Origin of the sequence: Shinella oryzae, from assembly GCF_023038235.1 — a bacterium.
GTDB lineage: Bacteria > Pseudomonadota > Alphaproteobacteria > Rhizobiales > Rhizobiaceae > Shinella > Shinella sumterensis.
The window spans coordinates 1,487,563-1,499,536 of the sequence record NZ_CP081987.1; the positions used below are offsets into that span (position 1 = coordinate 1,487,563).

An 11,974-nucleotide genomic window follows, 5' to 3' on the forward strand; every position below is an offset into this window, starting at 1 on the left:
TGTCAGGCATCGTCGCCCACCCATGTCACGATGTCCGAAAGCACGGGGCGCGGCCGTTCCGTCGGCGGCACGGTCGGCGTGCCGATATGGATGAAACCGGCGACCTTCTCGCCTTGGTTGACGCCGAGGATCGGATAGGCGCGGGTGTCGAAGGCGTACCATTCGGTCAGCCAGTTGGAGGCATAGCCGTGCGCATTCGCCGCCATCAAGAGGTTGAGGCAGACCGCACCGGCCGACATCACCTGCTCCCATTCCGGGACCTTGAAATGCGGCGCAGCACGGCTGATGACGGCGACCACGACGGGCGCGCGGGTCAGCCGCGTGTTCTCCACCTTCACCATTTCTTCGGAGAGATCGGGCTTGTCCGCCATCGCGATCTTGGCCAGCGCTTCGCTGATGCGCTTGCGCTCGGCCCCCCGGTAGACGATGAAACGCCACGGCGCGAGCTTGCCGTGATCGGGCACGCGCGAAGCAAGCGTCAGCATCGCCTCGACCTCCTCTCTGGAGGGGCCGGGCTCGCCCATCTGGAAGGCGGGAATGGACCGGCGGGTCGAAAGGTAGTCGATCAGCTTGATTTCGGTTTTCATCGGGAGAGAGTTCCAATACCTTGGCGCGCGAAAGCGGCCTTGAAAATGCCATTCGGGACTGTTTGGAAATGCGTCAGGGTCCGGCGAAGAAGGGGATGCCGAGCATCGGAGCGCAGCGTACGCAAGTCCGCCCGTACCGGAAGCGCGGAAATCGCCATTTGCAGCCCGTCATCAAGCATTTACAACAGTCCCTGTGCCGGCTCCTCAAGTGGAGCCTTACAGTCAGGAAGTCAACCAGTCCATGCGCATGCCTCTCCATCCTGTCGCCGTCGTAAGTCTTGCTCTGGCGAGCCTTGCCTCCCCCCTCGCGCCGGTTTTCGCGCAGGACACGGTCGAGAGTTTTTCGCAGGTCAGCAAGCCCGCGGTGAAGGGTGGCAAGCTCACCTCCTTCAACCCGATCGTGACGGGCGAAGCGACGCCGAACAACCTGCGTGACATCACCTGCGAGGCGCTGCTGACCAAGGACGGCCAGCCGATGCGCGGCGGTCTGACCTGGCGCGTCTTCTCGCCCATCCCGGCGGCCGATGGCAAGCTGCCGCTGGTCGCGACCTCCGAGGGCGGCACGGCGGCTTTCCAGCTCGTGCCCGGCGAATATTTCGTCAACGTCGCCTTCGGCCGCGCCGGCGCCACCAAGAAGCTTGTCGTTCCCGATCAGGGCAAGGTCGACAAGCAGGTGATGGTGCTCGATGCAGGCGGCATCATGCTGAACGCGGTCTCCGGCTCGGACGTTCGCATTCCGCCGAAGGAGCTGAGCTTTTCCGTCTATTCGTCCGAAGTCCGCGAGGATGGCGAGCGCAACCTCGTCGTCGCCGACGTGAAGCCGAATTCCGTCGTGCGGCTCAATGCCGGGACGTACCACGTCGTCTCCGATTACGGCACGGTCAACGCCGTCATCCGCGCCGATATCCAGGTGGAGGCCGGCAAGCTGACGCGCGCCACGATCCAGCACCGCGCCGCCAAGCTGACGCTGAAGCTCGTCGCCGAGCCGGGCGGCGAGGCGATCGCCGATACCGCCTGGTCGATCCTCACCTCCTCGGGCGACACGGTCTCCGAAAGCGTCGGCGCCTTCCCGACGCTCGTTCTGGCGGAGGGCAGCTATATCGCCGTCGCCCGCAACAAGAACCACATCTACCAGCGCGATTTCAACGTGCAGGCCGGCGTCAACACGGATGTCGAGGTGCTGCTCGACGAGAAGGCAAACGACCAGAAGGCGGCCGCCCAGGACGTCGTCGACTGATCAGCCCGCCCGCTTGCGTAGGGAACGGCGCGCCGGCGCCATGGCGAAGACCGCATCGTGCAGCCGCGCCATAATGCCCTTGCGGTCACTGGCCGCAAGCGCTGCCCACGGGATCGTCGCACCGATGCGCGCCGTGATGGTCGAGCCCGAGAGCCTGCGGAATTCGCGGATCAGCAGCGACAGCCTCAGCGTGAGCGAGACCTTACTGGCGAGATGGAAGAGCCGCCCGTTCTGCCCCTCGAAATAGACCGGAATGACATGCGCCCCGGCCGCCTGCACCAGCTTGGCCGGAAACATCTTCCACGGCAGGTCCTGCGCGCGGCCGAACACGTTCTTCGCCGTCGCCACCCCGCCCGCCGGAAACACCACCACCGTGGTGCCGGCCTTCAGAAGCCGCACCGCTTCGGCGCGCGTCGCCATGTTGAGCGCCAGCGCCGCCTTCGTCTCCTCGAAAGAGACCGGCAGCGCATAGGGCTGCATTTCCGGCACCTTGAGCAGATCGTTGTGGATCATCACGCGGAAGGGCCGGCCGAGCTGTTCGGCGAGCGCCAGCACCGCGATGCCGTCGCCGATGCCGAAGGGATGGTTGGCGACGATGACCAGCGGCCCCTCCGGCAGTTCGGCCGGCGGCCAGGCGCCGCGCACGGCGAGCCGCACGTCGATGAGATCGAGCATGTCGCCGAAGACGCGCGCGCTGGTGCCCACGATGGAGGTGCGCCAGATATCGTAGAGCCGCGCATAGCGGTCCCGCCCGGCGAGCCCCTCCATGGAGCGGATGAACCACCGCTTGAGCCGCGGATCGTTCTCGTTGGCATAGGACAGTTCTTTGAACCGCACGGGCGTTCCCCAATAATCCCTAACCTCTCCTCCGTCATGCCTCTCGGCCGAAGATGGATCCTCGGGTCAGGCCCGAGGATGACGAGGGTGGGTACAAAAAAATGATCCCGCACGACTAGCACGGGATCATGAAGGTTTTCAGACAGATGGCAGGGTGCTCAAGCGACCCTGTCGCGCTTGCGCTTGAGGTCCGGCGGCATCGCCTCGTCGGCGAGCGATGCGATCGCCTCGTCGAGCGTCATCGACGTCTGGTTCTGCGAGCCGAGACGGCGGATATTGACCGTGCGCTCCTCCGCCTCGCGCTTGCCGCACACGACGATAACAGGCACCTTGGTCACGGAATGCTCGCGGACCTTGTAGTTGATCTTCTCGTTGCGGAAGTCGGTCTCGACCGTCAGCCCCGCCTCGCGCAGCTTCTCGGCCACCTCGCGGCCATAGTCGTCGGCCTCCGAGGTGATGGTGGCGACCACCACCTGCTGCGGGGCGATCCACAGCGGCATATGGCCGGCGAAGTTCTCGATCAGGATGCCGAGGAAACGTTCCATCGAGCCGCAGATGGCGCGGTGGATCATGACGGGCTGCTTCTTGTCGGAATTCTGGTCGATATAGAAGGCGCCGAAGCGTTCCGGCAGGTTGAAGTCGACCTGCGTGGTGCCGCATTGCCATTCGCGGCCGATGGCGTCCTTCAGCGTATATTCGAACTTCGGCCCGTAGAACGCGCCCTCGCCCGGCAGGATGCCGGTCCTGATGTTGTTCGACTGCTGCTGGATCGTGTCGAGCACCTGTGTCATCACGCCTTCGGCGCGATCCCACAACTCGTCCGAGCCGACGCGCTTTTCTGGCCGGGTGGAGAGCTTGATGGTGATCTCCTCGAAGCCGAAATCCTTGTAAACGGAAAGGATCAGGTCGTTGATGCGCAGGCATTCCGCCGCCATCTGCTCGTCGGTGCAGAAGACATGTGCATCGTCCTGCGTGAAGCCGCGCACGCGCATCAGACCGTGCAGCGCGCCCGAAGGCTCGTAGCGATGCACGTTGCCGAATTCCGCAAGGCGCACGGGCAGTTCGCGATAGGACTTCAAGCCATGCTTGAAGATCTGCACATGGCCCGGGCAGTTCATCGGCTTCAGCGCAAAGACGCGCTCGTCGTCGGTCTCGTCGCCGGCAACGGTCACCTTGAACATGTTGTCGCGATACCAGCCCCAGTGGCCGGAGGTTTCCCACAACGACTTGTCGAGCACCTGCGGCGCGTTCACCTCTTCATAGGTGCCGGCCAGGCGACGGCGCATATAGGCGACGAGCGTCTGGAACATGCGCCAGCCCTTGCCGTGCCAGAACACGACGCCCGGCCCTTCCTCCTGGAAATGGAACAGGTCCATTTCGCGGCCGAGGCGACGGTGGTCGCGCTTCTCGGCCTCGGCGAGGATGTTGAGATAGGTGTCGAGCTCCTCCTGCGTGCGCCAGGCGGTGCCGTAGATGCGCGTCAGCATCGGGTTGTTGCTGTCGCCGCGCCAATAGGCGCCGGCCACCTTCATCAGCTTGAAGGCCGTACCGATCTGGCCGGTCGAGGCCATGTGCGGGCCGCGACACAGGTCGAACCAGTCGCCCTGGTAATAGATTTTCAGGTCCTGCCCCGCCGGGATCGCATCGACCAGCTCGACCTTGTAGGCCTCGCCCTTGTCGGCAAACACCTGGTGCGCCTTGTCGCGCGACCAGATTTCCTTGGTGAACGGCTTGTTGCGCTGGATGATCTCCTTCATGCGCTTTTCGATCTTGGGCAGGTCGTCGGGCGTGAAGGGCTCGTTCTTGGCGAAGTCGTAATAGAAGCCGTTGTCGATGACCGGGCCGATGGTCACCTGCGTGCCGGGCCAAAGCTCCTGCACGGCCTCGGCCATGACGTGGGCGGCGTCGTGACGGATCAGCTCCAGCGCGCGGTCGTCCTCGCGGGTGACGATCTCGATCCGCCCGTCCGAAATGGGATCGGAGAGATCGCGCAACTCGCCGTCGAGCGCAATGGCAACCGCCTTCTTGGCCAGCGACTTGGAAATCGCCTCCGCCACATCACGCCCCGTCGAGCCCGCGGGATATTCGCGAACGGAGCCATCGGGAAATGTCAGGGAAACAGGTGCAGACATGAAATTCTCCTATCCAGTCCCGCCAACGAATGCGGGTGGTATGCGAAGGGAAGAGGCCGGATGCCCCGGCGCGTGCGTCGCGCGGTATACGGGGATTTTGGAGGGATTGGAAGGGGTGGCGCTTTTAGTTGCTGGGGTAGATAAGCCTCCCGACACGATGTTACCGGTGGCTGACGAGCTTCTGCCCGGTCTGGACGAATCCGATAACACATGGAAAGTTCACATTCGCAAATAGGTCAATTCTGACAACGGCAGTACGGCAAATGTTGATATTGCGTTTAAAGACACGCATAAATTGAAAAGCAATTATGATTGATGGGGGAGTATGTGGCGCACAAATTTGAGATATACAAGGATAAAACAGGTGAGTTTCGCGTTAGGTTCAAATACAATTCTGAAGTGATTTGGAGGTCAGAAGGTTATTCGAATAAAGACTCAGCTCAAAATCTGATAGATAGCATTAAAAAGAACGCTCCGACGGCTTCCGTCGAAGATCCAACCAGCGACATTGAAATTCTTAAGCGCAGACTTGAAAACGCGCCTATTCCAGCAGCAGATCGCATCGTCAGTTTTGACCATAATTCGGCGGAATTTAAAGAATTCAAGGCTGCGTTCGAAAAACTGGAAGAGAGTATTCGCACTTCAAACGATCTAGGTGATCTATCTTCTGAGGAAATAGAAATCGCGAAATCCGAAATTTCGCAAATTGAATCAGAACAAAAATGGCAATGGGTAAGACCTTCTCACATCTGGCAGGTGGCAAAAAGCACACTCCTCTGGATTTTTAGCCAATCCGCAAGTGCTGTCATCGGAACACTGGCTCTTTCCGCCCTCGCGGCGTTAGCGAAGCTTTTAAGTATAACTTTTTAAAGCTGTGACACAGCAGACAGACTGGTACACTTTGCTGGGCGCCTACACAGGAAAGTTCCAATTAGCCCAATCCTCACCCACAAAACGTCGCGTGCCCTGAGTCCCACTTTGCCGCCGGACGGATCATGCGACATATTGATTCGGGTGGGAGGAGGCGCTTTCGGTTTTGCGAAAAGATGCGGCAAAGACGAAAATCCATAAAGCAGCCGCCCAACCTACAACGCCACACCATAAGCCGCGCCCGTTTCCCTGTCATCTGACCCGAGGATCTAACACAGCAAAAAACGGACGAGCAGGGATCCTCGGGCCAGGCCCGAGGATGACGTCACTGGGTGTAGCGACAGCATCTGTGGAAACGGTGGGTGCGGCGGCGACCGGGGATGCTGCAACGATGGCGCCCACCTCTGAAACACGGGGACGCCGCCACCGAAAAAACCCAATCATTCCAGTCCCCATCGCCAAATTCACCCGCGAATCATCCCCGCTCCCCGAACCGCGCCTATCCTGAGCGTCCTTCCGCCGCCGGACGGATCGCGTAACGTGTCGATGCGGGCGGGAGGAGGCGCTTTCGTTGTCTGCCGTAACGTGCGGCGGGGGCGAGAGAGGTTTGGAGCGACGAGGGGGTGACGCCCTTCGTCGTGCGGGGCTTCCCCCTTCCCCGGGTCGCGGGGTCGGTTTGGGTCCGCCATGCAGGCAGGATGGCAGCCCATGCCCCCGGAAAGTGCGGAACGCGGTTTTCGGACAAGGCGCATGGGCCAGCCAGAATGCGCAGCGAAGCCCTGCCATGCCTGAAGGAGGACAAGACCGCCTCCGAAGAACGCTTGGGCCGCGCGAAAGCGAAGCCACCACACACACCCTTTCCAGAGGCAACGCTTTCGCGCGGTTCTCCGGTCCCGACATTTTCAACCCGATGGGAAACCTGCGGGCCGTTCCGGCTGCGCGCAATCTGCCGGAGACCCCGGAAGAGGCCCCACGAGAGACCCCAGGAGAGAGCCCAGGAGAGAACCATGACACCAGACAGGCACGGCACCACCGCACCGCCCGAGGGCGACGATGACCACAGGCTGGTCATCCACCAGTTCGGGGCGACCGAGGCCGGCTTCTTCCGCACCTGCCGCCTGCCGCGCTGCCGGCGGGCGCGGCGCTGCGCCGGCTGCCCTCGCCCGGGCGGTAAAGCGGACGCATTGCCCGACAGCGCCACGCTTCCGCCCTGCATCGTCACCGGCGCGGATATCCGGCGCCTGATCGACGGCGTCATGGACGTAGACCGCATCATCCGGGAGGCCTGGGGGCTCGTCCCCGGCGAAGATGACGACGATACGGCAGCGGACGGTGCGGGCGATGGCGAACCCCTCGCATTTCCACCGCCCGAAGGCCTGCCGCGCGCCCGCAAGCTGGGCCGGCACGGCGGCCGGCGTGCCCGGCGTGGCCGGTCGAAGGCCCGGGAGACGCGTGGCGCTCAGGAGACGTATGACGCTCAGGAGACGCCGAGCGCCTCGGCGGAAATCCAGAACACGGCGTCCTGCGACTCGGCCGTTTCCAGCCAGACGAAATCGAGATGCGGGAATTCCTCTTCCAGGATTTCCCGACCCGAGCCGATCTCGCAGATCATGCCGCCCTCGGGGTTGAGATAGGCGGGCGCGTCGGCAAGGATGCGGCGCACCAGATCGAGCCCGTCCACGCCGCCGTCATGGGCCATTTCCGGCTCGGCGCGGAATTCCGGCGGGTAGCCTTCCAGCGCCTCGTGGTCGACATAGGGCGGATTGGTGATGATGAGGTCGTAGGTGCTGCCTTCGAGCGGTTCGAAGAGATCGCCCTGAAACAGCGTCACCTGGTCCTCGACATCGTGTTCGTCGAGATTGATCTTCGCGACCTCCAGCGCATCGGCCGAGAGGTCGACGGCATCGACCGTGGCATGCGGGAAGAACTTTGCCGCCAGCACCGCCAGGCAGCCCGAGCCCGTGCAGATGTCGACGGCGCTCGTCACCGTCATCGGATCGGGCAGGAAGGCCGAGCCGTTTTCGCCGAGATATTCGGCAAACAGGATCTCGCCGATATGCGAGCGCGGCACGATCACCCGCTCGTCGACATGGAAGCGCACGCCCTGGATATAGGCGCGCCCGGTAATATAGGACGAGGGCTTGCGCGTCGTCACCCGCGTCTCGATGCGCTCGGCAAGCAGCCGGCGCTCGTCGGGCAGCAGGCGGGCATCGAGGAAGGGATCGAGCGCGTCGATCGGCAGTTCCAGCGTGTCGAGCAGCAGGTAGGCCGCGTCGTCGCTCGCCGTCGTCGTGCCGTGGCCGTAGCTGAGATCGGCGGCGTTGAAGCGCGAGATCGCATAGCGCCAGTAGTCGCGCAGCGTCACGAGTTCGGTTGTGATGTCTTGCTGTGTCAACGGCGGCCTCGTGTGCGCTATAGTATTCTCTGGACTGACCCGGCTTTAGAATGGCAAGGGCGGAGCGGTCAATCATAACCATAGAGGCTTTCCGCGACAGCATGGCGAAGGATACGCGCAACAGGCAGAGACCGGCCCCCTCCCGCAAGGCAGGCGCGGTAGCGCGTGCGCCCGCAGTCGCTAAGCCGCGCCTGTCCGCAAGGCCGAAGGCGGCACAGGACGGCAAGCGCGTCACCCTGCCCCGCGCGCTCTCCAAGCTCGGCTTCTGCTCGCGCACTCAGGCGGAAGCGCTGATCACGCAAGGCCGCGTCACGGTCGCCGGCCGCGTCGTCACCGATCCCGAGACGTGGATCGACCTTGCCGAAACCGCGCTCGCCGTCGATGGCCGGCCGGTGGTCGCCGAGGCGCCGGTCTATCTCATGCTCAACAAGCCGCGCGGCCTCGTCACCACCCGCCACGACCCGGAGGGCCGCCCGACGGTCTATAATTGCCTCGCGGGCGTCGAGCACGCCCATCTCTCGCCCGTCGGCCGGCTCGACAAGGCAAGCGAGGGCCTGTTGCTCTTCACCAACGACACGCAGTTCGCCAACGCCCTGCTCGATCCCGAGACCCATGTCGCCAAGACCTATCACGTGCAGATCGACCGGCAGGCCGACGCTCCCTTGCTTGAGGCGATGGCGCGCGGCGTCATCCATGACGGCGACGTCCTGAAGGCGCGCCGGGTGCGGCAGCTGCGGGCGGGCGAAAAGAACGCCTGGCTCGAAATCGAGCTCGACGAGGGCCGCAACCGCCATATCCGCCGCATGCTCGAAGCGCTCGGCGTGGAATGCCTGCGCCTCGTGCGCGTCGCCATCGGCAACCTGCCGCTCGGCGATCTCGAAAAGGGCGCCGTGCGCCCGCTGAGCGAGACGGAAGTGCGCAACCTGCGCAGCCTCACCCGCCGCCGCTGACCAATGCAACCATCTTCGCGAGGCCGTTGACGGTGTTGGCATTGCGCAGCGTGCCGATGCCGAGCTTGCGGGTCGTCAGATGCGACAGCAGCCGCGTCTCGGCAGGCTTGCCGCCGAAATCGACCCACAGGTCGCCGTTGACGATCTGCATGCGAACCGATGGCGCGGCGAAGGCTTCAAGCATGGCAAGCGCCTCCGGGCCGAGCGGCCGGCGCATGACGCGGATGCCGACATCCTGGCCATTGCCGTCGGCATAGGGATTTTGCGCCGCGGTCATCCTCCAGGCCTGCGCCGTGCGCAGGATGATATCGACATGCTTGCCGAACCGCGCCTGAAATGCCGCCTCCAGGCGGGTCTCAAGCGCCCCGATTGGGGCCTCATCACCCTCGAAGACGAGGTTGCCCGTGGCGACATAGGTGCGCGGCGCGGCAAAACCGAGGTCCTCGGCCATGGCCTTGAGATCCGCCATCACCAGCCGCCGGCCCGGCGCGAGCACGATGGAATGCAGCAGCGCGACATAGGTCGTCATGGCTCAGCCCCTGCCGGCGCGCGACACGCGCCACAGCCGCCACGGCGCCCACCAGGCGAACCGGCGCTCCAGCGTCTCGGGCACGGGATCGAAACCATGCGTGCCGCCCGGGCCGCAGCGCGCGACGCGAAACAGCGTCATGAAACCGCCCCGCCACAGGCCGTGGCGTGCGACCGCCTCATAGCCGTATTCCGAGCAGGTCGGCAGATGCCGGCAGGAATTGCCGATGAAACCGGAAAGCGTGAGCTGATAGAAGCGAATGAGGCCCATGCCGAAAAGCCGGCCCGGTGTCTTGCGGAACGGTCCCGACCAGTTGCGGCCCTTAGAAGCCGAAGCCGAAGCCGAAGCCGGCGCGGCATGCCGGCAGTCCGGGCCGTCGCACATCGCGCTTCACCCGGCTTTTTCGAGCCGCTTCGCCTCGATCTGGCCGATGGCATCCACCACCGCATCGAAGGTCAGCATGGTGGAGGCGTGGCGCGCCTTGTAGTCCTTCACGGGCTTGAGGAAGCGCATTTCCTCGAAACGTCCGCCCGGGCCCTCGCCGTCGGCCTTCAGCATGGCCAGCATGTCCTCGCGCGCCCGGCGAATGTCCTCAACGGTGGCGCCGATCACATGGCGCGCCATGATGGAGGACGACGCCTGCCCCAGCGCGCAGGCCTTCACCTCATGCGCGAAGTCGCTGACCCGGTCGCCGTCGAGCTTGATATAGACCTTCACGCGGGAACCGCAGAGCTTGGAATGGGCGCCTGCCTCGGCATCCGCGTCGTCAAGCGTGCCGATCCGCGGAATGTTGCCGGCAAATTCGAGAATGCGGCTGTTATAGATATCGTCCATCATGACCTGCTTTTCGCACTTTTTGCGAAATCTTCAATGATCCGGGGATATTATTCCGATCGGGTCGGGAAAAAAGCACGACGTGTCGCCTCCTGCCTCTTTCGCGACCAGTGATCCATACTATATGATAGCTCGTATTGGGGTGCGTGTTTTGCAAGAAGCGAAATGGCGGAAAGCGGACACCACCTGTTGTTTGGGAAACCGTGCCGGACGGTCAGCGCACTGTTAAGCGAGACCTGAAAGCCCCGGAGCCCGCCAACGGAACCCAAGCCTGCAGGGTTAGGCGAATGGCCAGTGGCGAGTCCGAATACACGTCAGATAACCTGCAGAAAGGTCTCCACGACCATGGACGCCATCGTAACGAATTTTCCGCGCCCCGAAGACCAGACGGATCGCCCCTCCCAGAAAGAGGCGGAGGATGCCGTTCGCGTCCTGCTTCGCTGGGCCGGTGACGACCCGGAACGCGAAGGCCTGCTGGACACGCCCAAGCGCGTGGCCAAGGCCTATCGTGAGCTGTTCTCCGGATACGACCTCGCCGCCGAGGACGTGCTGGGCCGCACCTTCGAGGAAGTCGCCGGCTACGACGACATGGTGCTGGTGCGCGATATCCCGTTTTTCTCGCATTGCGAACACCATATGGTGCCGATCATCGGCAAGGCGCACGTCGCCTATCTGCCGAACGGCCGGGTGCTCGGCCTTTCCAAGATCGCCCGCGTGGTGGAAATCTACGGCCGCCGCCTGCAGACGCAGGAAACCATGACGGCGCAGATCGCCAAGTCGATCGACGAGACGCTCAATCCGCGCGGCGTGGCCGTGATGATCGAGGCCGAGCATATGTGCATGGCGATGCGAGGCATCCAGAAACAGGGCTCGACAACGCTGACCACCACCTTTACCGGTGCCTTCAAGACCGAGCCGACCGAACAGGTCCGGTTCATGACCATGATACGAAGCTAGGCGAAACGGCCGGCTTCGCGAGACGGAGCCGCCGCCATGCCGATCACCTTCGACGCCCCTTCGAAAGACAAGGCCGAACTCGAGACCGGAACCGCATTCACCCCGCGTTTCGACGAAAGCGGGCTTGTGACCGCCGTCGTGACGGATGCGAAGGACGGCGAGCTGCTGATGGTGGCGCACATGAACGCCCAGTCGCTGGCGCTGACCATCGAGACCGGCATCGCGCACTACTGGAGCCGCTCGCGCAACGCGCTCTGGAAGAAGGGCGAGACCTCGGGCAATCTCCAGACGGTGGTGGAACTGCGCACGGATTGCGATCAGGATGCGGTCTGGCTGAAAGTGTCCGTGGCCGGTCATGACGCCACCTGCCACACCGGCCGCCGCTCCTGCTTCTACCGCACCGTCTCGAACGGACCCGACGGCGCGGTGCTGACAATCACCGGCGGCGAGCCGCAGTTCGATCCGGCTGCTGTCTACAGCAAAAATTAAGCATCTGCGCGATTTTCGTCCAGATTCGAGACGTTTTCACGAATTGGAAACCGTTCGAATTGCCTAATGGCTCGCATGGCGGCTTTTACCCCCGCCATGCGGATCACGAGATGGAAGCGCATCGCACTCCTGCATCAAGACCGGTCTCCAGCGCCAC

General features: G+C 63.4%; 12 protein-coding genes and 1 pseudogene. 5 read left to right on the top strand and 8 right to left on the bottom strand.

The features are described 5' to 3' along the window. Positions 1 to 2: 2 nt before the first annotated feature. Positions 3 to 587, bottom strand: a complete 585-nt coding sequence (locus K6301_RS07425) for a nitroreductase family protein (protein WP_247220248.1) — start codon at positions 585 to 587, stop codon at positions 3 to 5. A gap of 241 nt (positions 588 to 828) precedes the next feature. On the opposite strand from K6301_RS07425, the gene K6301_RS07430 reads away from it, so the two are divergent. Beyond that, positions 829 to 1,824, top strand: coding sequence for a hypothetical protein (locus tag K6301_RS07430; RefSeq protein WP_425475378.1), 996 nt, complete (start codon positions 829 to 831; stop codon positions 1,822 to 1,824). On the opposite strand, the gene K6301_RS07435 is transcribed toward K6301_RS07430, so the two are convergent. Continuing rightward, positions 1,825 to 2,661, bottom strand: a complete 837-nt coding sequence (locus K6301_RS07435; protein WP_247220250.1) for a lysophospholipid acyltransferase family protein — start codon at positions 2,659 to 2,661, stop codon at positions 1,825 to 1,827. A gap of 158 nt (positions 2,662 to 2,819) precedes the next feature. Beyond that, positions 2,820 to 4,793: a threonine--tRNA ligase gene (gene thrS, locus K6301_RS07440; protein WP_247220251.1), complete on the bottom strand. Its 1,974-nt coding sequence runs from the start codon at positions 4,791 to 4,793 to the stop codon at positions 2,820 to 2,822. 327 nt (positions 4,794 to 5,120) lie between these two features. On the opposite strand from thrS, the pseudogene K6301_RS07445 reads away from it, so the two are divergent. Next, positions 5,121 to 5,288: pseudogene (locus K6301_RS07445) on the top strand (YegP family protein); the annotation flags it as partial. A gap of 1,277 nt (positions 5,289 to 6,565) precedes the next feature. On the opposite strand, the gene K6301_RS07450 reads toward K6301_RS07445, so the two are convergent. Further along, positions 6,566 to 7,069, bottom strand: coding sequence for a hypothetical protein (locus K6301_RS07450; protein WP_247220252.1), 504 nt, complete (start codon positions 7,067 to 7,069; stop codon positions 6,566 to 6,568). A 71-nt stretch (positions 7,070 to 7,140) separates the two neighbouring features. Continuing rightward, positions 7,141 to 8,058 carry a 50S ribosomal protein L3 N(5)-glutamine methyltransferase gene (gene prmB, locus K6301_RS07455; RefSeq protein ID WP_247220254.1) on the bottom strand — a complete coding sequence of 306 codons (918 nt, stop codon included), beginning with the start codon at positions 8,056 to 8,058 and terminating at the stop codon, positions 7,141 to 7,143. Positions 8,059 to 8,159: 101 nt separating this feature from the next. Between prmB and K6301_RS07460 the strand changes: the two genes are divergently transcribed. Continuing rightward, complete coding sequence (locus tag K6301_RS07460; protein ID WP_247220256.1) at positions 8,160 to 9,008, top strand: pseudouridine synthase; 849 nt, start codon at positions 8,160 to 8,162, stop codon at positions 9,006 to 9,008. On the opposite strand, the gene K6301_RS07465 is transcribed toward K6301_RS07460, so the two are convergent. The 3 genes from K6301_RS07465 to K6301_RS07475 are packed head-to-tail and all read right to left on the bottom strand — an operon-like array spanning position 8,992 to position 10,374. After that, entirely contained in the window at positions 8,992 to 9,537 is a 546-nt protein-coding gene (locus tag K6301_RS07465; RefSeq protein WP_247220258.1) for a DUF1697 domain-containing protein, read from the bottom strand. The two genes, K6301_RS07460 and K6301_RS07465, sit on opposite strands and share 17 nt — an antisense overlap. 3 nt (positions 9,538 to 9,540) lie before the next feature. Further along, on the bottom strand, positions 9,541 to 9,921 hold the full coding sequence (gene yidD / locus K6301_RS07470; protein WP_247220259.1) for a membrane protein insertion efficiency factor YidD: 381 nt from the start codon (positions 9,919 to 9,921) through the stop codon (positions 9,541 to 9,543). Between the two features lie 6 nt (positions 9,922 to 9,927). Beyond that, on the bottom strand, positions 9,928 to 10,374 hold the full coding sequence (locus K6301_RS07475; protein ID WP_134650746.1) for an iron-sulfur cluster assembly scaffold protein: 447 nt from the start codon (positions 10,372 to 10,374) through the stop codon (positions 9,928 to 9,930). A 342-nt stretch (positions 10,375 to 10,716) separates the two neighbouring features. Here K6301_RS07475 and folE point away from each other — a divergent pair, with 342 nt between their 5' ends. Further along, entirely contained in the window at positions 10,717 to 11,328 is a 612-nt protein-coding gene (gene folE, locus K6301_RS07480) for a GTP cyclohydrolase I FolE (RefSeq protein WP_134650747.1), read from the top strand. Positions 11,329 to 11,364: 36 nt separating this feature from the next. Continuing rightward, complete coding sequence (gene hisI, locus K6301_RS07485; protein WP_134650748.1) at positions 11,365 to 11,817, top strand: phosphoribosyl-AMP cyclohydrolase; 453 nt, start codon at positions 11,365 to 11,367, stop codon at positions 11,815 to 11,817. Positions 11,818 to 11,974 lie beyond the last annotated feature (157 nt).

Excerpts from the sequence above, each read along its gene's own strand:
- K6301_RS07425 (WP_247220248.1), bottom strand. The coding sequence starts at position 587 with ATGAAAACCGAAATCAAGCTGATCGACTACCTTTCGACCCGCCGGTCC.
- K6301_RS07475 (WP_134650746.1), bottom strand. The coding sequence starts at position 10,374 with ATGATGGACGATATCTATAACAGCCGCATTCTCGAATTTGCCGGCAAC.
- K6301_RS07465 (WP_247220258.1), bottom strand. The coding sequence starts at position 9,537 with ATGACGACCTATGTCGCGCTGCTGCATTCCATCGTGCTCGCGCCGGGC.
- thrS (WP_247220251.1), bottom strand. The coding sequence starts at position 4,793 with ATGTCTGCACCTGTTTCCCTGACATTTCCCGATGGCTCCGTTCGCGAA.
- yidD (WP_247220259.1), bottom strand. The coding sequence starts at position 9,921 with ATGTGCGACGGCCCGGACTGCCGGCATGCCGCGCCGGCTTCGGCTTCG.
- hisI (WP_134650748.1), top strand. The coding sequence starts at position 11,365 with ATGCCGATCACCTTCGACGCCCCTTCGAAAGACAAGGCCGAACTCGAG.
- folE (WP_134650747.1), top strand. The coding sequence starts at position 10,717 with ATGGACGCCATCGTAACGAATTTTCCGCGCCCCGAAGACCAGACGGAT.
- K6301_RS07430 (WP_425475378.1), top strand. The coding sequence starts at position 829 with ATGCGCATGCCTCTCCATCCTGTCGCCGTCGTAAGTCTTGCTCTGGCG.
- K6301_RS07460 (WP_247220256.1), top strand. The coding sequence starts at position 8,160 with ATGGCGAAGGATACGCGCAACAGGCAGAGACCGGCCCCCTCCCGCAAG.